The following is a 20,042-nucleotide window of genomic DNA, read 5'->3' as shown; positions in this document are numbered from 1 at the left end:
AAAAATGAAATTTAAAAGTGTGTTTTATGTATTGAGTTTATTACTTACCTTACCTAGTTGGGTGAATGCAAAGACTCTTCCTGAACAAGCTGTGATGGATGTTGAATTCACTATTCCTGCTGTAGAAGCGAGCATTTATGCACGCCCTTATGTTGCTGTTTGGATTGAAGATGAACAGCGTCAACCAGTACGTACTATCCAACTATGGGTTGGTGAAGATGAGTGGTTAAAAGATTTAAGAAGTTGGTGGCGTAAAGTAGGGCGCAATGATCGCGCTGTGGTAGATGCCGTGACTTCTGCAACTCGACCTGTTGGCCAGTACCGTTTCTCATGGGATGGATTAGACCAACAAGGTAAACCTGTTGAGCAAGGTAATTATACCTTCTATGTTGAAGTGGTACGTGAGCATGGTGGACGTAACTATTTACGTCAAAAAATACAACTTGCCGAACAAGATTTTAAGCTGACGTTACAACCTACCGAAGAAACTGGCTTGATTAATCTGCATTACCATATTCAATAAATTTACTATTAACAATGAAAAGAGAGAATCACATGTTATCTAAAAAAATAAGTATAGTTACTGTTCTTTGCTCTATGGTGGCTGGTCTTGCCTTCTCTACTGTAGCGAATGCTCATCCGCGTTGGATATTGCCGTCTCATTTTAGTATTTCTAAAGAAGGTGGTGATTGGTTAACATTTGATGTAACTGCATCACATGGTACTTTTGTATTAGATAAACCAGCTGGTGCTGAAAATGCACGTATTGTTATGCCTGATGGTCGACAAGAACGTCCTGATACAATTTTACGTGGCAAGCGTCGCTCTGTATTTGATTTTCATTTTACTGAAGAAGGTACGCACCGCGTAGAAATTAACAACTTCCCAAGCTACGTAACTCAATATAAAGCGGGTAAACGTGATACACGTAAAAGATTACGAGCAAGCAAAATAGAGCGAGATGCATTATTACCAGAAGGTGCTCGCGATGTAAGCAGTACACTTAACTACACCCGTGCAGAAGCTTACATTACTGTGGGTAAACCTAGTGATAAGCCTTTCCCATTAGAAGGTAAATACTTAGAGTTGCAACCAGAAACTAACCCGGCTGATATCGTGGCAACAGAGCCTGTGCGTTTTCAGTTGTTCTTTAATGGTAAAGCGCAAGCAGGTGTAAAAGCTGAAATTACACGCGACGGCACATTATACCGTAACCAACAAGAGCAAATAGATGTGGTAAGTGATGAACAAGGTTTTATTGAGTTTACACCTGAAGTCGCTGGTCGTTATTTATTAAAAGCATCACATAGAGCCCCAATTGAAAATAATCCATTAGCAGACAACATGAATGTTGCTGTGCACCTAACCTTTGAAGCGGTACTACCTTAGTGTCATTGGTTAAGCGCATCGGAAATAGTGTGGCCGGGGCTGGCTTGCTATTCATTAGTAGCGCAGCATTAGCCCATTATCCTTTGATGGAGTGCTGGTCAAAAGGCGATATTATCGAATGCCAGGCAGGTTATAGCGATGGCAGTAAAGCAACTGATTATGCCGTTAAAATGTATGATTATGACGATAACTTAATTGCTAAAGTTAAAACTGATAAGCGTTCTATTGCAACGTTCAAGCTTAGTGCTGATGAATTTTACATTGTCTTTGATTCTGGACATGAGTACCCAGTTGAAGTTGACGGTGTAGAGATTGATGAAAAATGATCACGCAATCCGTTGTTAGCGAAAATAGGGGGCATGAAGGGTATTGGATTGCCTTTTTATGTGCCCTTATCCTTGTATTCGGTGCCTTGTTATTACCTTTTAATCGCACCCATGATGACCATCATACATTGGCAAAGCATCAGGTATTTATCGACGACTTAACCCCTACTCCATTAGCTATGATTGCTGATCTTCGATTAGCTCATGAAGAGATTCGTTATTTATATGAGACGAATCAAACATGGCCTGACGTGGTGCAGTTAGAGGAAAGTTGGTTAGCTCCTTTCGTCAAAGATAAAAGTTGGGAACACCGAGGCCAACATCAATGGTTATTGGTTGCGCCGGGAGTGTATCAAAGCGAGCCAATTGAAAGTGGAACACGTTATTTATTAAATAGCCAAGGTCAGACAGTAGATATTTGGTTGGATAAAGATCAACAAGCTAGCTTGCTACATGCGTTAACGTCGATAGAAAGCAACTCAATAGATTTATCTGTAGCGCAATTTATTAGCGCTGGTTGGATACAAGTTATTTTTAACAATGAAGTTGAAGATACAGCACACCACCATTAATTATTTTTATATAGGCCAAATTATATTTGGCCTTATTGTAGCAGCGAGACCATTACCATGTTTAAACGCCTCTCAATCACCTTATTGTTGTTGATCTGTAGCACCTCAATTTATGCCAAGAAATTCACTGTTGGTATTACTCTGCAACCTTACTTTAGTTATGTAAAGGCGGTAGTGGGTGACCATGTTGATGTATTACCATTAGTCGATGAAGGTTTTAATCCACATAACTACCAACCACAAGCTAATGATTTACGTCGTTTAAACCAAATGGATGTGATTATTGTGAATGGCATTGGTCATGATGACTTCGCTTTAAAGGTAATTAAAGCTGCTAATCGTGACGACTTAATCGTGATTAAAGCCAATAAAGATGTGCCTTTATTGCCAGCAATGGGACAGTCAGTGGGGAGCGGTGTCGTAAACCCTCACACCTTCGTTGGAGTGTCTACGACGATTCAAAAGGTTTATACCATTGCCACTGAAATTAGCAAAATTGATCCTGATAATGCTAAGTTGTATCGTGCTAACGCTAGAGCCTATGCGCTGAAGTTTAGGAAGATGAAACATCAGGCAATGATCGAATTGAGCGACATCAATACCGCGGGCATGAAGGTAGCAACCACACATAATGCCTATGGCTATATTCTACAAGAGTTTGGTGTTGAGGTTTCTGCAGTTATAGAGCCTGCTCATGGCGTTGAACCAAGCGCTAGTCAATTACAAGAAACCATAGAAAAGATTCGTTCATCGGGCATTGATGTGCTGTTTTATGAATTGAATATGCCTAATCGTTACGTTGATACTATTGAAAAAGAGACAGGGATTAAATTATATCGGTTCTCGCACATGACCCATGGAGCTTATCGGTTAGATAAAGTAGAGATCGAAATGCAACAAAATATCGACACCTTGGTCGAAGCGATGAAGTATACCGCACAGCAAACAGGTGGCGCGTAATGGGGCCAACAATTATATTAAATGATGTTAGTTTACGCTATGAAAACAACATCATCTTAGAAAAGATTACTGCAACGTTAGAAGCAGGGCAATGCCATGTTGTGATGGGACCTAATGGTGGCGGAAAAACCTCACTGCTGCGTTCAATACTTGGACTAACCCCCTTTAAAGGTGATATTGAATTTCAATGGCAACAATGTAAAGGCAAGATCGGTTATGTACCACAAAAAGCCACCTTTGAACCGAGCTTACCGCTGACCGTATTAGATTTTATATTATTAAATCAAAGTCGTTCTCCTTTGTTTTTCAACTTTAATAAAAAGCATAAATTAAAAGCATTACAGCAACTCGCTCGAGTAGGCATGGAAAAGCGTGCAATGTTTCGTATGGGGCAGTTATCCGGAGGTGAACAACAACGAGTGTTGTTTGCACAAGCGTTATTAGATGATCCTGATTTACTGATTTTAGATGAACCAACCAATGGTATGGATGATCAAGGTGTACGTTACTTTGAATCGTTAATTAATGACTTGGTTAAAGAGAAGAAAACTATTCTGATTGTTCATCATGACATCAGTGCTGTACGTCGTTTGCAAGCCACTGTACACGTAGTGAATGGTATTTTATTAGAGAGTGGGCAAGCGGAAGACGTTTTAAAACCAAGTAAAATAGAACGACTATTTAACCATTATCGTCATCATTCAAGTCAGCAAAAAAGTGGGGACGCATAATGGATACGTTGCGTTTATTAGCAAACCAAGGGGCTGAAGCCGGTTGGTTAAGTGAAAGTTTTTCCTATGCATTTATGGTCAATGCCTTAGTCGCAGCTTTGCTAGTCGGCCCTTTGTTGGGAGGGCTAGGTACCTTAGTCATTGCAAAACGTTTAGCATTTTTCTCTGAAGCGGTTGGCCATGCGGCATTAACTGGTATTGCCATTGGTGTGTTATTAGGAGAGCCACCAGAAAATCCAATTATCGGGTTATTTTGTTTCTGTATGATATTTGCCTTGCTATTGCATTTTGTGCGCAATCGCACAGCAGTGCCTTACGATACCCTAGTTGGTGTATTCCTTGCGGTAGCTTTAGCTGGTGGCGCGGCGTTGTTAATGTATGTAGCACGTAAAATTAATATCCACATGCTAGAGAACGTCTTATTTGGTTCAATCTTAACCATTACAGACTTTGATTTATTAGTCTTAGGCCTCAGTTGTTTACTGATAATTGTAGGTTTAATGTTTACTTTTAATCGCATTCTATTAGCGTCTATTAGTCCAGATATTGCAAAAGTACGTGGTTATAACACGCACTTCTATGATTATCTGTTTGTAATGATGATCACGCTCGTAACCATAGCCGCGGTCAAGATTGTTGGTGCTGTTTTAGTAGGGGCATTGTTATTAATTCCAGGTGCAACGGCACGCTTAATGACTAAAAGCATGGGCAGCTTTGTGTTGTTATCATCTCTGCTCGCGACCTTAAGTTGTATTATCGGTACCTTATTGCCGATGGAGCTTAAACTGCCTATACCATCTGGCGCATCAATCATCTTAGTGGCTGCAAGTTTCTTTTTAATTGCTACGGTTACGCGTATTGTTGGGAGAAAGTAATCATGAAAAAAACGATTTATTTACAATCTTTGTCTAGTTTAATCCTGTTTGCAAGCTTGTTACTACCTAGCCATGCAGAGGCTAAAGATATCCTAACTACAACCCCTGTAACCTATATGCTCGCGACTCAGCTAATGAAGGGGACGCCGATCACAACAACGTATCTTGCACCTAAACGATATGGTATTGAACGATTAGGTCATTGGTTTGCGACAAAAGGTGAAGGCAAAGTGATGGCTGAAGCTCAACAAGCTTCTGTGGTAATTACATTGCGTTCTCTTTGGCCACAAGACCCGCTATTTGCTTATGCGCGACAGGGTAATATTAAGATCATCGAAGTCGATGCTTCTCAGTCAATTTCACCAAGAGCAAAAGGGGTTGCGACAGTGCAATTAGCAAGTGGTAATACGTCGCTTTATGCCTGGCTTAATCCGAATAACTTAAGCACTATGTCGAGTATTGTTAGTGATGACTTAAAACGAATTTGGCCAGAGCAACAACAGATCATTGAAAAAAACCAACAGCAATTGTTGATTGATATTCGTCAATTGATTAATCAGCAACAAACCACGCTATTTGATAAAGAGATTGACTCAGTCGTGTTATTGTCAGAGCAGTTAGAAGACTTTGCCTCTGCGAATCAATTGTTTGTAGTAGACCGTTTGTTTAAAGAGGAATTGAACTGGACGGAGCAAGATAAAGCACAATTAAAAGCGTTAATTGATGAATCTCCGGGAGTGTGGATCTTAACCACTAGAAAAGTATCTGCTCGATTGAAACAATTATTACCAGAGTTCGAGCGTATCTTACATGTAAATAGTATCGACCGTTGGGGCAGTAAAGGGATCAGCTTAGAACAGCCATTACAATCTTGGTTGTTTTAGCTGTGTATCTAGTCGTTATCCGCTATTGGATAACGACTTTTATGAGTTAAGTACGTCGTTTGATATGTAATAACGAAGAGAGTTTCGATTGACGTTTTTTATCTGCTGGGTCTTTAATTTTTGCCTCTCCCGCTTTCACTATTTCTACAATACCAGAACGGTTTAAGGTAATTCGGTAGCGCTCGAATTGCTCTAAGTATTGGCCTTGGTCAACAGCCACAATAATGTTGATTTGATAGCGTCTTTCAATCGTCGTGCTTTGTATTTTATCTTTATTATTGGTTGCATTTAAACGCTCAAATACCTTACCTGTTCCACCTTCTGCATAGCGAGTAAGCGGACGTAAGCTAAATAAAATATTCTCTTCAATTGTATCATAGCCAGCTTGAAAGCCATTTTTGCTGATGCGGCTTTCAATACGGTAATGTAATAGCTGTGCACTTTGTTTATTTTGAGTATTACGCTCAGCTAATAAGGCTTTGGTTTGTTGAGGCAACCTGGCATTACTGGTGTAATCCAGCCAAACTTTTTGTTTTGCCATTTCATGTTGATTGGTTGAATCATACAAAGTACGAGCCCATTTCGGCTTGCCCTTACGTATCCAGCGCCACAAAATATTTTTAAAGTCATCTTTAAATACTTCGCGGACTCCGTAAATAATCGACAGTATAAATACCATGAGTGCAGTTAATTGGCTAAAGGCCCCCTGAGTTTTGATAATTAATACTAATACCACACTCATTAATAATGCTGTGGCAACGCCCGTAACTACTTTACGAGTAATATTACCAAGTACAATAGTTTTACTCTTGAAGATAACACTGTATTCAATTAAGCGGCGTAATAAGCGCATTTTATTGGCGATACGGTTAGCGTCTTTCAGAGTCGAATCTGAGTTGTAACCTTTCTTCTTTCGGTATTCACTTTCTGACTCACAAATTGCCAGTAATGATAAACGGACCTCTGAAAAAGCACTTTGACGTGGTTTTTTAACTAACATACGAAGAATAGTTTGCTCAGTAAACCAAGATAAATAGTTATCCACATTTTCATAGATCGAGTTGAGTTTTGTACTTTTAGGGTGGTGACCACGATGCTTTTTTAAGATATCTAAACAATGCTCTGCTAGCTCAGTTGCTGACTCATAGAAAGCTTCTAATCCTTCATTTTCACCAATAGCGAGCACTTCATTGGCATCTGTTTCTAACGCTGAAATATATTGGTAAGCAAACATGTTTAGGTTGCTTTTGTACTCTGCAGTAGAGCGTTTCATTCGGCTTGCAAAGCGACGGTGTAATAAAGGTAAATGCAAACCATGAGTATGGTAAGCACGGCGACCATCAATACCTGCGTTAAAGTAATCACTTTCAGATAAGGTGTTCTTATTAATACCCATCTCTTTTGGCAAAGAAAAATATAAATCGATACGTCGAAACGTCCCTTGTGTCATGTGGTGGGTGAGTTTAAACGATAATTTTCCGTCTTGCTTTAGAGCGATGTTGGGCAATGGGTCCTCCTTAGTGGGACTCTATTATAGCTATGTCATTACACTTTGTAATGGTAAAGCTGTGAATTAATTTAACTTTTTATATTATTTATTTTATTTATATTTTAAATCACAGTGTTTTTTTAGATGTTAATAATATGTAATTAGTACTTTCGGATTTGAAAAAAATTGGATATATTAACTTAGCTTTTGGTGATTTTCGGTTGTTAATAATAAAAACGCTTGAACAAGGGCTTGTTGAATTCAAGTCAAAAATCATAGTTATTTTTTTTAATCTCAATTTAACTATGGGCGAATTTTATGAACCAAAAATCTATTACAGCTATCCGCGCGAGCTTTTTACACTTCCTTAATGATCCTGCAAAAGTCGACAATATTGAAGACGCATATCAATACATTGCTGACGGAATTCTGGTCACTGAAAATGGTAAAGTCAGTTCATTGACTACTTTTTCACAAGAAAGTGCAGATTTATACCCTCAATTAGAAGATAAACGTGGGCAACTGATTATGCCTGGTTTCATCGATACACATATCCATTACCCGCAAACAGAGATGATTGCCGCTTATGGCGAGCAATTATTAGAATGGCTAGAAACTTATACTTTTCCAACAGAAAAACAATTTTCAGATAAAGCCTACGCGAAAAAAATATCGCAGTTCTTTGTTAATGAGTTATTAAAGAATGGGACAACTAGTGCGTTAGTGTTTGGTACTGTGCATCCTGAGTCAGTTGATGCGTTGTTTGAAGAAGCCGATAAAATAGATATGCGTATGATCGCGGGTAAGGTCATGATGGACCGAAATGCACCAGATTATCTATTAGACACCGCGCAATCAAGTTATGACCAATCCAAGGCATTAATCGATAAATGGCATAACAAAGGCCGTTTGCAATATGCGATCACACCGCGTTTTGCACCCACCTCTACACGAGAACAATTAGCGATGGCTGGTAAATTAAAAGCGGAATATCCAGATGTGTATGTACAAACTCATCTTTCTGAAAATAAAGATGAGATCGAATGGGTTAAATCATTGTTCCCTGAACGTGCTGGCTACCTTGATGTTTACGACCATTACGGATTAGTAGGCGATAAGTGTGTATTTGCACATTGTATTCACCTAACTGAGCAAGAGTGGCAAACCATGGCAGATAGTGACTCGGTGATTGCATTTTGTCCAACATCGAACCTGTTTTTAGGGAGTGGCTTATTTAACCTAGAAAAAGCGGATGATATTAAAGTACGTGTTGGCTTAGCGACTGATGTGGGTGGCGGTACTAGCTTTTCTCAACTGCAATCTTTAAGTGAAGCCTATAAAATTATGCAGTTACAAGGACAAACGCTATCAGTCTTTAAAGGCTTATATATGGCGACCTTAGGCAGTGCTGAGTCATTAAGTATGGCTGACAAAGTAGGTAATTTAACTGCGGGTAAAGAAGCTGACTTTATTGTTGTAGATTGGGCTGCAACCGATTTACAAGCTTTACGCCTTGAGAATTCAACCAATCTACAAGATAAGTTATTTGCATTAATGATGTTGGGTGATGAGCGTAATATCCAATCGACTTACGTTGCAGGTAAATTAGTGTATAGCGCAGCGTAATCCATATATTTAAATACTTTTCCTGTCTATAATAGGGCGCTAAATTTAGACTTTGCTATTACTCTGTTACAGATAGGAAACACCATGAAATTAACGCAATTAACTACTGAACTTTATACTAAGCTTTATACAGATATTACGCAGTTTAGAGAAACTTTTGATCTACTGTGTAATGCTCCTGAAAGCATGGATGAAAAAGCCGATGAATTACATACCTCATTAATCATCGAAGAGTTAACTGAGTTAGCTGAAGCACCTTGTAAAGTAGAACAGGCTGACGCCATTGTCGATAGTGTTTATGTATTGATGGGACGCTTGGTACATTTAGGTGATACGCAGGTTGAAGATAACCTAGCGATTGCTTACTTAATTGATCTATTTTTAAATGTCGCTAAGCAACGTGATATTGATTTCATTACTTGTTGGAATGAAGTTCATTCAAGCAACATGAGTAAGGTATGTCGCAATCAACAAGAGTACGACGATACTGTTGCTTTTTATGCGAAGCAAGGTGTGCAATTAACAGATAGTGTTAAAGGGGATTTTATCATCGCTAAGTGTGCTGAAGATGTGCAGTTAGAAAACAAACTCGTACGCAAAGGCAAGGTATTAAAGTCAGTGTATTACCGTCCTGCTGATTTAGCCCCATTAGTAAACTAATACCAATCACACTAATTAACTGATCTATTTTACTTGTTAAAATAACTTATTTCTTGGTTGTAATTTTCGCAAATAGAACAGCTATTTAACTTAAATTACGCCTTGAACTCAGTCATTTTTCCTGCGTGAAATTTAGATCATTTATTTAATATAATATCGTTTTATGTCGATTAAATAACCATAAAAAAGCCAAAATACAGCAATGTATTTTGGCTTTTTTGTTCATGGGTATTATTCAATATTAGTTTGGTCAGGCAAAGTTAATCTCTACATAATGACCATTATCTGTGGCTATATTCTTATACTGCCATTCATAGTGATTTACTAAGCGTTCTATTAGCTCAAGTCCTAAGCCAAACCCTAAATCGTTCTCCACCATATTTTCAGATACCTCTTGATTATGAATTATCAGTTGATGGGATGATTGCGTGATCACTATTTTACCTTCATTAGTATGCTGTAGTGCATTTCGGATTAGGTTGTTGATAATTATTCTGCATAATACTGCTGGCAATTGATGTTGTGTTTGATCGGTTTTTATTTGTATATCAACCTTTTTATCATTGAGTAAATATTGTAATTCATTGAATAATTGTTCGGTTAATTGACCAAGTGAAACGGTACTTAATGGAATCGATTTATCCGCTTGGCGATTTAGCCATAACAGCGTTTCCGTCAAGTTGGTCATGTTTAAACTAGCACGCTCTATCCTATCTAAGACTTGTAGTTGCTTTTCTGTGCTGATCTCTTTCTCAATCATTTTGCGCAATAATTCAGTATTGGTGCGCGTGATCGCAATAGGGGTTCGTAATTCGTGGCTAGCATACCCTAAAAATTGTTGTTCTCGTTCCAAGCCTGCTTGTACTGATTGTAAGCTCGACTTTACGATTTCCGCTAAGCTGTTAAGCTCGCTATAGTGGAAGTCAGGGGCTGGTTTAGTTAATTGTTGTTTATTAAGTTGTTTTGCCCAAGCCATTAAGTTTTCAATTGGCTTAGTCACTTTACGTAAAATGAAATAAGGAACTAACGCAAATAACGCCATTGCCGTAAAGGCTATCATGACTAAATATTTAAAAGGCGGGAATAATTTATCCGTATAAGGCCTATCTACATCAGAAAAGAATGAAGTCGCAGCAAAACGTATTTCGCCATTGCGTTCTAGTTTCATCGCAAAATATCCGGCTTTAGGAGGAGCAAATAAAAGGTTTCCTTCAACGCTCTTAACTAACTCTCCAACCTCCATCTTTTTTTCATCTATCTTGCTTTTAATAGACTCTGGCAAATCATTAAAGGTACTGGCAATAATAAAATTATTCAGTTTAACTGGCTTGCCTTCAGAAACAGGCAATTGATAAGCCTGTGTGCGCATCTCTTTACGTATTGAGAAATCTAAACCATTGATAAAATAGTTAAAACTCACTACAGACATAATAGAAATAGTCGTAATACCGGTAATGATCATTACGATAAGAAAGTAGACGCGTAAGCTAGGTTTTATCTTCATTGGCTCTGCTCATCTTTTAAGACAAACCCGTAACCTACTAAGGTGTGGATAAGTTTTGTTTGATGCTTATTTTCACCTTGACCATCTACAGCTTTTCTAAGGTTAAACATATGTACTTTTAAGCTATTGCTGTCGGGTTGCTCCTCCCCCCAAACACTTTGTATTAACTTTTCTCGATTAACCGGATTAGGGCTTGCTAACATTAATGTTTCTAAAATTTTGAAGTTAATAGGGGATAGCTTTAAACGTTTACCATCACGCATTACGATTTGTTGTTCGTTGTCTAATGAAAGTCCACTAATGATCAGTTTTTTGGCTTGTGCACTGCGTCGGCGAGATAATACTTTAATGCGTACGATTAATTCTTCCATAGCAAAAGGTTTAATTAAATAGTCGTCGGCACCTTTGGCAAAACCTTGTAGTTTATCATCCAGTGTGTCTTTCGCTGTTAACATTAAAATAGGCACATCGACACCTTCAGCTCTTAATGTGTTGCATACCGTTAGTCCATCCATTTTTGGTAAATTCAAGTCGAGAATAACGGCATCGTAGTGATTCGATTTGATTAAGTTAAACCCTGATAGGCCATTAGCAGCATGGTCGCATTGGATCTTTTCAAGTTCAAAGTAATCGATTACAGCGGTGGCTAAGTCAATATCATCCTCAACTAATAATAACTGTAATTTATCTATATCCATGAACAACCTCGATTTATGCGACAAAGAATTTATTTTGATACATGATACTAGCAATAAATGGGTTAATTAGAGGTTAATTTATAATCAACTATCATAAGCTGAATTTACAATAGTTCACTACTAATAGATTGTTTGCTAACAGGCATATTATAGAAAGGATAAAAGCGACTCGAAAGTCGCTTTTATAATAAAAATGGGAAACCTAGTTATAATTAACGAACACCTACCAAAATTAGACCCGGTAAGATAAAGAAAGTCCCAATCACATAACCAAAGGCGAGGAACTTGTTCTTAGTGCCTACTTCAGCTAATTTTTCAGCACCTTTTAATGGTAGTTCACGTAGGAATGGAATACCGTAAATCACGATTACTGCCAATAAATTAAATAGAAAGTGCACCAAAGCAATGGTTAATGCTGCTTCTGCCATTTCGCCTGAGATAGCGGTAGCCGCTAATAGCGCTGTAATGGTTGTACCGATATTTGCCCCCAATGTGAAAGGGTAGATTTGACGTGTGGTAAACATACCGCTACCGGCTAATGGAATCATCAAGCTTGTTGTTGTTGAAGAGGATTGCACCATTACCGTCATTAATGCGCCAGATGTAATACCTGCTACTGGGCCTTTACCTAATGCGCTATGTAATACAGCTTTTGCTTTGCCTACTAATACTTTACGTAAGACTTTTCCTAGGAAAGTAACAGAGAATAAAATAAGTGTCACACCGATGATGACCATTGCAATACCAGCAAACTTACCTGGTATAACAGATGCGATATCTGACACAACATTTACGCCAGGTTTCGTTAAAGGTTTCATAAAGTTGAAACCTTTCAACGACATATCTGCACTGCCAACTAATAGGTGTGAAGTTGCACCGGCCATTTTTTCTAATAAACCAAACATTAACTCCAATGGTAGGAAGATAAGTACTGCAATTAGGTTGAAGAAGTCATGTACAGTTGCGGCACTGAAGGCACGTTTAAAATCATCACTGTTACGGACGTGACCAATTGACACAATAGAATTAGTAATTGTTGTTCCGATATTTGCCCCCATGATTAATGGGATTGCAATTGAAATAGGTAATCCACCTGCAACAAGGCCAACAGTTACAGCGGTAACAGTGGAAGATGATTGTACTAATGCAGTTGCTAATGTCCCTAAAATAAGTGCAACTAACGGGTTGCTCGCAAATTGAAATATTTCAGCAGCGCCTGCAGCACCACCAGAAAATAGTTTGAAGCCGCTACTTACACTGCTAACAGCAACCAACATACAGTAAACTAAAAACACCACTGCAGCCCAATTGAAGTATTGATTTAGTGTTGTGTTGTGATTTTCGTTTTTCATAATTATTAAGCCTATTACTAACGTGATGTTTTCAATTATTTAATTTGTTTATTTTTTATCGTGGCGATTAGAACAGAGAAATGTGACAGAAATATTTCAATTGTAATAATTTGATAATTTTTTTGAAATATTACTGTCACACTTGGCGAGAATTGAGAGTTAAATGAGATTATTGAGTTTTTCGGGTAAATCTATGGGTTTAGTAAACAGAGTAGGGGAGTAGTTGTCAGTGATGAGGGAGTGAATAAAATGAGTTTATCTGTTTGAACACAGATAAACTCATTGATATTTTTATAGTTGCTCTTTAAGTTGATACAAAGCGGCTAAGGCTTGTTTAGGAGTTAATTCATCAGGGTCTAAACTCGCTAATAGCGTCACGGCTTTATGCTCTTCAATAGTTGTAAAGTCTAAACTACCTTGAGGATTACTCGGTGTAGTTAGCGTTTCAACTGCTTGGTTTGTATTGCTGTCTTGAGCCTGTATTGAAGATGCCTCTAATTGCTGTAACTTCGTTTTTGCATTATCTAATACTGATTTTGGGACACCTGCTAAGGCTGCAACTTGTAAACCATAACTCTTATTCGCAGCACCTTCTTGTAAGGCATGCAAAAAGGCGATGCTATCACCATGCTCTACGGCATCAAGATGTACATTGACTAACTCTGGAATAGTTTCTGGTAATCGAGTTAATTCAAAGTAATGTGTTGCAAATAAGGTATAAGCTTGAATTTTCTCAGCCAGTTGCTCTGCACAAGCCCAGGCAAGTGATAAACCATCAAAAGTACTAGTTCCTCGGCCAATCTCATCCATTAATACTAATGAATTAGGTGTTGCATTATGCAAAATATTAGCCGTTTCAGTCATCTCAACCATAAAGGTTGAACGTCCGCTGGCTAAATCATCGGATGCACCAATACGCGTGAAAATTCGATCAATAGGGCCAATAGTTGCACTTTCTGCTGGAATAAAGCTACCAATATGTGCCATCAATACCATTAAAGCAACTTGGCGCATGTAGGTTGATTTACCGCCCATGTTCGGACCTGTAATGATCAACATACGTCGGTCATTATGCAGATTAACTGGGTTGGCAATAAAAGGTGTTTTACTCACTTGCTCCACTACTGGGTGACGGCCTTCTTGAATATTGATGCCGTTTTCTTTCTGTAAAACAGGGCGAACGTAATTCAAGGTTAATGCTCGTTCAGTTAAGGTATTAAGCACATCTAACTCAGCTAGGGCTTTTGCGGTAAATTGTAAGCTTCTTAAGTGTGGTAGTAATAGGTCGATAAGTTGCTCATAAAGCTTCTTCTCTAATGCTAATGCTTTACCTTGGCTAGATAGCACCTTTTCTTCGTGCTCTTTTAGTTCCGCAATAATGTAACGTTCTGCACCCTTAAGGGTTTGGCGACGCACATAGTGCTCAGGTACTTTATCTGATTGGCTACGACCAATTTCAATGAAGTAACCGTGCACTCGGTTATAGCCCACTTTTAAGGTGCTAATCCCTGTGCTTTCACGTTCACGTTGCTCAAGCGCTTCTAAGTAATCCGTTGCACCTTTGGATAAGTTACGCCAATGATCTAGTTCTTCGTTATAACCTTCTTTAATGACTCCTCCGTCACGAATTAATACGGGAGGATTATCGATGACTGCTGTTTCTAATAAGTTGAGTAATTCAGGATAATTTCCCATCTCTTCACTTAATGTTGTAACCAACTCTTTGGGTAATTCTGCAATAAGGTGTTGTAACTCAGGTAATAAAGAAAAAGCACAACGCAAACGGGTTAAGTCGCGTGGACGCGCAGAGCGTAATGCTAATCGTGCAATGACACGTTCAATATCACCAATTTGTTTTAGTGGAATTGATAAGGCATCAGTTAAATCAAAATCCATTAATGTTTGGATCATGGTTTGACGATAATTAAGGACAGTTAGATTACGTACTGGTTGGTGGATCCAACGTTTTAATAAACGGCTACCCATAGGGGTAACAGTAGTATCAAGTACTTGTGCTAAGGTGTTATCGGTTCCGCCCGAGAGGTTAAAGGTAAGCTCTAAGTTACGACGCGTCGCCGCATCCAAAATAACGGTGTCAGTACTTTGCTCTAGTGTCACCGATTGAATATGCGTTAAGGCGGTACGTTGGGTATCTTTTAAATATTGTAATACGGCACCAGCGGCACAAATTGCAAAGTGTGATTGTTCAATGCCAAAACCTACTAAATCCTGTGTGCCCAATTGTTGCGTTAATAAGTTCTTACAGGTACCAAATTCAAACTCCCACTCTGGACGTCGACGAATCGTAGGTAGATGCTCAATCAGTTCTATTGATTCAAAGTTATCTGGATAAAGCAACTCTGCCGGATTCAAGCGTTGTATCTCTGCTTGTAGTGCCTCTGCTTTAGTAAATTCATTAACAATGAAACGACCACTACCAATATCAAGAGATGCGATGCCGAAGTTATCACCTTGCTGATACACAGAACACAGTAAGTTATCTTGTTTATCATCTAGCAAAGCTTCGTCTGTGATCGTACCTGGCGTAATGATACGTACAATTTTACGTTCAACTGGACCTTTGCTAGTGGCAGGGTCGCCAACTTGCTCACAAATGGCAATGGATTCACCTAGGTTAATTAGCTTTGCTAAATATCCTTCTACACTATGATAAGGAACACCGGCCATTGGGATTGCATTACCACCGGTTTTACCGCGTTGGGTAAGAGAGATGCCTAATAATTGTGATGCTTTACGTGCATCGTCAAAGAATAATTCGTAGAAATCTCCCATACGATAAAATAGTAAGGTGTCTGGTACCTCACTTTTTAAGGTTAAAAATTGTTGCATCATGGGAGTATGTTGTTTTAATTCTTGCGCTGTTGGCTTCATAATGAATACACTTAAAATAACTATTTCTAAAAAAGGCGGAAAACTATGCTGACTGAAAAAACCGTTCAAGAATTAGCGCAAGTATTAGGTGAAAAATTAACTAATGCTGGCTTAGTAGCGACAACCGCTGAATCCTGTACCGGTGGTGGTGTAGCATACGCTATTACTGAAATTTCTGGAAGTTCACTGTGGTTTGATCGTAGTTTTATTACCTATAGTAATGGTGCCAAAACCCAGATGCTAGGTGTTGATCCAGATTTAATTAATGAATTTGGCGCAGTTTCCAAAGAAGTGGTTAATGCAATGGCCATTGGCGCAGTAAAAAATTCAGATGCAGATATCGCTGTCGCAATCAGTGGTATTGCAGGGCCCGATGGAGGTAGCGAAGAAAAACCTGTAGGCACTGTATGTATTGCTTGGTATAACGCACATAGCGGTCATAAAACTGAGAGTTACCTGTTTGTTGGTGATCGAAGTGCAGTAAGAACACAGGCCATTCGTTTAGCACTCTTAGGTTTAATAGAGAACGCGGATGCGCTAGGATCAGTATAAATATAACCCTTTTTTGAATAAAAAACTTGATACTGTATAAATGGTCAGTATACTGCTTGCATATACAGTAAAAACCCAATCACTGGAGAGAATAATGAGTCAAGACGCAAATAAAGATAAAGCATTAGCGGCGGCGTTAGGCCAAATTGAAAAGCAATTTGGTAAAGGTTCAATCATGCGTCTTGGAGACGGTGCAGCAGCCATGATGGAAGTTGAATCAGTGTCAACTGGCTCATTAGGTCTAGATGTTGCTTTAGGCATAGGCGGTTTACCTTACGGCCGTGTTGTTGAAATTTACGGTCCAGAGAGCTCAGGTAAAACGACATTAACATTACAAGTAATTGCTGAAGCGCAAAAGCAAGGCAAAACCTGTGCATTTATCGATGCTGAGCACGCACTTGACCCATCTTATGCAAGAAAATTAGGCGTAAATGTTGATGACCTATTAATCTCTCAACCAGATACCGGTGAGCAAGCGTTAGAAATCTGTGACATGTTAGTACGTTCGGGCGCTGTTGGCGTGGTGATTGTCGATTCGGTTGCGGCGTTAACACCAAAAGCTGAAATTGAAGGAGACATGGGTGATTCTCACATGGGACTTCAAGCTCGTCTAATGTCGCAAGCATTACGTAAATTAACTGGTAACATTAAACAAACTAATACGATGGTTATCTTTATTAACCAAATCCGTATGAAAATTGGCGTTATGTTTGGTAACCCTGAAACCACTACAGGTGGTAATGCACTTAAATTCTATGCGTCAGTTCGTTTAGATATTCGTCGTATTGGTGCTGTTAAAAATGGTGATGAAATTACCGGTAATGAAACACGTGTTAAAGTGGTTAAAAACAAAGTATCACCGCCATTTAAACAAGCTGAATTCCAAATCTTGTACGGTCAAGGTATTAACAACTTGGGTGAATTAATCGACCTAGGTGTTAAGCAAGAGTTAGTTGAAAAATCAGGTTCTTGGTACGCTTACAACGGTAGCAAAATTGGTCAAGGTAAGACTAATGCTTGTAAATTCTTACAGGAAAACCCAGCGGTAGCTGAAGAGCTAAATGGCAAGTTACGTGAGATTTTACTGGCTAAACCAGTATTAACACCAGAAACTCAAGAGCAAGACGGCCCAGCACCAGAGTAAGCTATTAACTCAAGCTACCCGTTAGCCTTAAATGAAAAAGCCGATGTTTAAACCACATCGGCTTTTTTGTTGGTGTTTAATATAGTTGATATTAGCCCATCAAAAATTTCAGTAATAGAAATAGCAACATACCAAAGAAGATAGTTTTAAGTAGGCTTTTAGTGACCACACTAATCACAACACTAAATATTGCGGCGAGTAGATAGACATTGTGCCAACTGAAGTCGATCTCACCCGTAGGCATCACTACTGCTGGAACAATAATGGCTGTTAATACCGCTGGTGGCACAAATTTTAAGGATTGTTGCATCCAGATTGGAAAGGTGATTTTGCCTGCAAATGCGAACATAATAAATCGAATCCCGAAAGTGATCACAAACATACCTACAATTAACCAAACTTCATTCATATTTGCTTCTCCTGCGGAATAGATGCTTTTTGAAAATGTACAACAGTTAAGCCAATAGCAACCCCAATTAATGCACTCACAATTAAGCCTAATTTATTAGGTAAATGAGCAAAGTATAAAGAAGCAATAGCAGCACTTAGCATGGCACTGAACATCGCTTTTGTGTTGAGGTATGGAATAACCATACCAATAAAGGTGACAGACATAGCAAATTCTAACCCCCAACTGGTCATATCTGGGATAACATTGCCTAATATTAATCCTATTGCCGTGGCAGATGACCAGCTGACATAAAAACTAAACATAGAGCCAAGATAGAAGAAGTGGGCAAACTGGTGATCATCACCTAATGGTGAGTTAGGTTGATAGCGTTGGCTCATATTTGCAAAGGTTTCATCGGTTAAACCAAAGGCCAATAAGCTACGCAATGGAAGTGACAAATGGCTAATATGAGGCACTAAGGCTGTCGCATATAATAAGTGGCGTAAGTTCACTACAAAAGTGGTTAATAGGATAACTTCTAAAGGAGCTTGCACTGCAATCAGTGCTAACACAATAAACTGCGCTGACCCGGCAAATACAATTAATGACATCGCCATGGTTGCCCAAACTGATAAGCCACTGCTTGGAGCGAGGGTGCCAAATAAAATACCAAAAGGAATTCCCCCCACGATCAAAGGCACAGCTGCTTTTGCCCCGCCGAGGAATTCTGCTTTTTTAATGCTGTTAGAGTTATTGTTTGTTTGCATATTCAAATATCCGTTAGTTAATCCATAAACATGGTTAATAATTCATTTAAATAACGATGGCCTAATTCTGTTACTTGGCAGGTTTCAGACTGCACTTTTAATAATCCCTTTTTTTCTGCTTGTTGGAGTGCTGGATTTAACGCTGCACGGGGTAATCCTGTGTAATCTTCAAACTCAGAAAAACAGAAGGTTTCCATTAATCGCAGACGATTCATCATATATTCGAATACTAAATCTTCTTTGTTAACGTTAATGCAGTCGTCCATGTAAGCCCGAGAGGGATCCAAATAGCCCTTTGGATGTTTTATTTTAGTGGTTCGCACTATTTTGTTTTCAAGTGGTAATGACAGCTTGCCGTGAGCTCCACAGCCAATACCTAGATAATCACCGAAACGCCAATAATTTAAATTGTGCTGACACTGCCAGCCTGGTCGACTATAACCAGATATCTCATATTGTTGATAGCCATGCTCTGCTAATAATTTCAGACCGGCTTCTTGAATACTCCAAAGTGTTTCATCATCGGGTAATTTAGGTGGATGAGAAAAGTATTGAGTGTTTGGTTCAATGGTTAATTGATACCAAGATAGATGAGTTGGATTAAGCTCGATCGCTGTATTTAAGTCACTCATTGCATCTTCTAAACTTTGGTTTGGCAAACCATGCATTAAGTCGAGATTGAAGGTTTTCATTCCTACATGGTGGGCTTGCTTTGCCGCTGTTTTAGCTTCATCGACCCCATGAATTCGACCAAGCTTGGTGAGTTTTTCTTGTTGAAAGCTTTGTACACCAAATGAAAAGCGATTAATACCTGCGCTTTTGAAGTCTGCAATTTTTTGGTTTTCAATAGCACCTGGATTAGCTTCTAGGGTGATCTCAATATTATCGTTAAATGGAATTAACGTTTGGATATTATCCAATAGCGATTTAATACCCGATGCTGAAATTAAGCTTGGTGTTCCGCCACCAATAAAAATGCTAAATAGACGGCGTCCTTGCACAAAACGTAAATCTTGTTTTAAGTCATCAATTAATGCATTTAAGTATTCTTGCTCAGGTATCTCTCCTTTTAGTTTGTGAGAATTAAAATCACAATAGGGGCATTTTTCAATACACCAAGGGATATGAACATATAAACTGAGTGGGGGAAGTTGTAACATTAATTTTTCCAATCTAAAAAGCGACTATAAAAGTCGCTTTAAAATACTTGTATGGTGAAAGCTGAGTTCA

At 38.8% G+C, this 20,042-nt stretch carries 20 protein-coding genes; 12 read left to right on the top strand and 8 right to left on the bottom strand.

Annotated elements, in window-relative coordinates:
* Positions 1-4: 4 nt before the first annotated feature.
* The 8 genes from OW492_RS08020 to OW492_RS07985 are packed head-to-tail and all read left to right on the top strand — an operon-like array spanning position 5 to position 5,737.
* The gene (locus OW492_RS08020) at positions 5-523 is read left to right on the top strand and encodes a DUF2271 domain-containing protein (protein ID WP_290039411.1); all 519 of its coding nucleotides are present in this window, start codon (positions 5-7) and stop codon (positions 521-523) included.
* A gap of 32 nt (positions 524-555) precedes the next feature.
* Positions 556-1,389, top strand: a complete 834-nt coding sequence (locus OW492_RS08015; RefSeq protein WP_290039410.1) for a DUF4198 domain-containing protein — start codon at positions 556-558, stop codon at positions 1,387-1,389.
* Between the two features lie 29 nt (positions 1,390-1,418).
* Positions 1,419-1,715, top strand: coding sequence for a hypothetical protein (locus OW492_RS08010; RefSeq protein WP_290039409.1), 297 nt, complete (start codon positions 1,419-1,421; stop codon positions 1,713-1,715).
* The gene (locus OW492_RS08005) at positions 1,712-2,287 is read left to right on the top strand and encodes a hypothetical protein (RefSeq protein WP_290039408.1); all 576 of its coding nucleotides are present in this window, start codon (positions 1,712-1,714) and stop codon (positions 2,285-2,287) included. The genes OW492_RS08010 and OW492_RS08005 overlap by 4 nt, the downstream gene beginning before the upstream one ends.
* A gap of 57 nt (positions 2,288-2,344) precedes the next feature.
* Positions 2,345-3,247: a zinc ABC transporter substrate-binding protein gene (locus OW492_RS08000; RefSeq protein WP_290039407.1), complete on the top strand. Its 903-nt coding sequence runs from the start codon at positions 2,345-2,347 to the stop codon at positions 3,245-3,247.
* Entirely contained in the window at positions 3,247-3,978 is a 732-nt protein-coding gene (locus OW492_RS07995) for a metal ABC transporter ATP-binding protein (protein ID WP_290039406.1), read from the top strand. The genes OW492_RS08000 and OW492_RS07995 overlap by 1 nt, the downstream gene beginning before the upstream one ends.
* The gene (locus OW492_RS07990; protein ID WP_290039405.1) at positions 3,978-4,853 is read left to right on the top strand and encodes a metal ABC transporter permease; all 876 of its coding nucleotides are present in this window, start codon (positions 3,978-3,980) and stop codon (positions 4,851-4,853) included. Before OW492_RS07995 ends, OW492_RS07990 begins: the two co-directional genes overlap by 1 nt.
* Positions 4,854-4,855: 2 nt before the next feature.
* Entirely contained in the window at positions 4,856-5,737 is an 882-nt protein-coding gene (locus OW492_RS07985) for a zinc ABC transporter substrate-binding protein (RefSeq protein ID WP_290039404.1), read from the top strand.
* Positions 5,738-5,783: 46 nt separating this feature from the next.
* Here OW492_RS07985 and OW492_RS07980 read toward each other — a convergent pair whose 3' ends face one another.
* Positions 5,784-7,244, bottom strand: a complete 1,461-nt coding sequence (locus tag OW492_RS07980) for a hypothetical protein (RefSeq protein WP_290039403.1) — start codon at positions 7,242-7,244, stop codon at positions 5,784-5,786.
* 300 nt (positions 7,245-7,544) lie between these two features.
* Between OW492_RS07980 and guaD the strand changes: the two genes are divergently transcribed.
* Entirely contained in the window at positions 7,545-8,852 is a 1,308-nt protein-coding gene (gene guaD / locus OW492_RS07975) for a guanine deaminase (RefSeq protein WP_290039402.1), read from the top strand.
* Positions 8,853-8,936: 84 nt separating this feature from the next.
* Positions 8,937-9,512 (top strand): nucleoside triphosphate pyrophosphohydrolase family protein, encoded by a 576-nt coding sequence (locus OW492_RS07970; protein ID WP_290039401.1) that lies wholly within the window; start codon positions 8,937-8,939, stop codon positions 9,510-9,512.
* 250 nt (positions 9,513-9,762) lie between these two features.
* Here the strand turns inward: OW492_RS07970 and OW492_RS07965 are convergent, their stop codons facing one another.
* The 4 genes from OW492_RS07965 to mutS form a co-directional block, all read right to left on the bottom strand.
* A complete protein-coding gene (locus tag OW492_RS07965) occupies positions 9,763-11,016 on the bottom strand; it encodes a HAMP domain-containing sensor histidine kinase (protein ID WP_290039400.1) in 1,254 nt (417 codons plus the stop codon).
* Positions 11,013-11,714, bottom strand: coding sequence for a response regulator transcription factor (locus OW492_RS07960; RefSeq protein ID WP_290039399.1), 702 nt, complete (start codon positions 11,712-11,714; stop codon positions 11,013-11,015). Before OW492_RS07960 ends, OW492_RS07965 begins: the two co-directional genes overlap by 4 nt.
* Before the next feature lie 212 nt (positions 11,715-11,926).
* Positions 11,927-13,081 carry a Na/Pi symporter gene (locus tag OW492_RS07955; RefSeq protein WP_290039626.1) on the bottom strand — a complete coding sequence of 385 codons (1,155 nt, stop codon included), beginning with the start codon at positions 13,079-13,081 and terminating at the stop codon, positions 11,927-11,929.
* Positions 13,082-13,357: 276 nt separating this feature from the next.
* The gene (gene mutS / locus OW492_RS07950) at positions 13,358-15,958 is read right to left on the bottom strand and encodes a DNA mismatch repair protein MutS (protein WP_290039398.1); all 2,601 of its coding nucleotides are present in this window, start codon (positions 15,956-15,958) and stop codon (positions 13,358-13,360) included.
* 45 nt (positions 15,959-16,003) lie between these two features.
* On the opposite strand from mutS, the gene OW492_RS07945 reads away from it, so the two are divergent.
* Positions 16,004-16,510 carry a nicotinamide-nucleotide amidohydrolase family protein gene (locus OW492_RS07945; protein ID WP_290039397.1) on the top strand — a complete coding sequence of 169 codons (507 nt, stop codon included), beginning with the start codon at positions 16,004-16,006 and terminating at the stop codon, positions 16,508-16,510.
* A 94-nt stretch (positions 16,511-16,604) separates the two neighbouring features.
* Positions 16,605-17,654, top strand: a complete 1,050-nt coding sequence (recA, locus tag OW492_RS07940) for a recombinase RecA (protein WP_290039396.1) — start codon at positions 16,605-16,607, stop codon at positions 17,652-17,654.
* Between the two features lie 91 nt (positions 17,655-17,745).
* Here recA and OW492_RS07935 read toward each other — a convergent pair whose 3' ends face one another.
* Genes OW492_RS07935 through hemW form a run of 3 tightly spaced genes read right to left on the bottom strand, consistent with a single transcriptional unit; the run spans position 17,746 to position 19,972 of the window.
* On the bottom strand, positions 17,746-18,063 hold the full coding sequence (locus tag OW492_RS07935) for an AzlD domain-containing protein (RefSeq protein ID WP_290039395.1): 318 nt from the start codon (positions 18,061-18,063) through the stop codon (positions 17,746-17,748).
* Positions 18,060-18,812 (bottom strand): AzlC family ABC transporter permease, encoded by a 753-nt coding sequence (locus OW492_RS07930; protein ID WP_290039394.1) that lies wholly within the window; start codon positions 18,810-18,812, stop codon positions 18,060-18,062. The genes OW492_RS07935 and OW492_RS07930 overlap by 4 nt, the downstream gene beginning before the upstream one ends.
* Positions 18,813-18,829: 17 nt before the next feature.
* Complete coding sequence (hemW, locus tag OW492_RS07925; RefSeq protein WP_290039393.1) at positions 18,830-19,972, bottom strand: radical SAM family heme chaperone HemW; 1,143 nt, start codon at positions 19,970-19,972, stop codon at positions 18,830-18,832.
* Positions 19,973-20,042: the final 70 nt, after the last annotated feature.

The organism is Psychromonas sp. 14N.309.X.WAT.B.A12 (assembly GCF_030397575.1).
Classification (GTDB): Bacteria; Pseudomonadota; Gammaproteobacteria; order Enterobacterales; family Psychromonadaceae; genus Psychromonas.
Note: the sequence above shows the minus strand (reverse complement) of the source record. Positions and strands in the feature narration are given on the sequence as shown.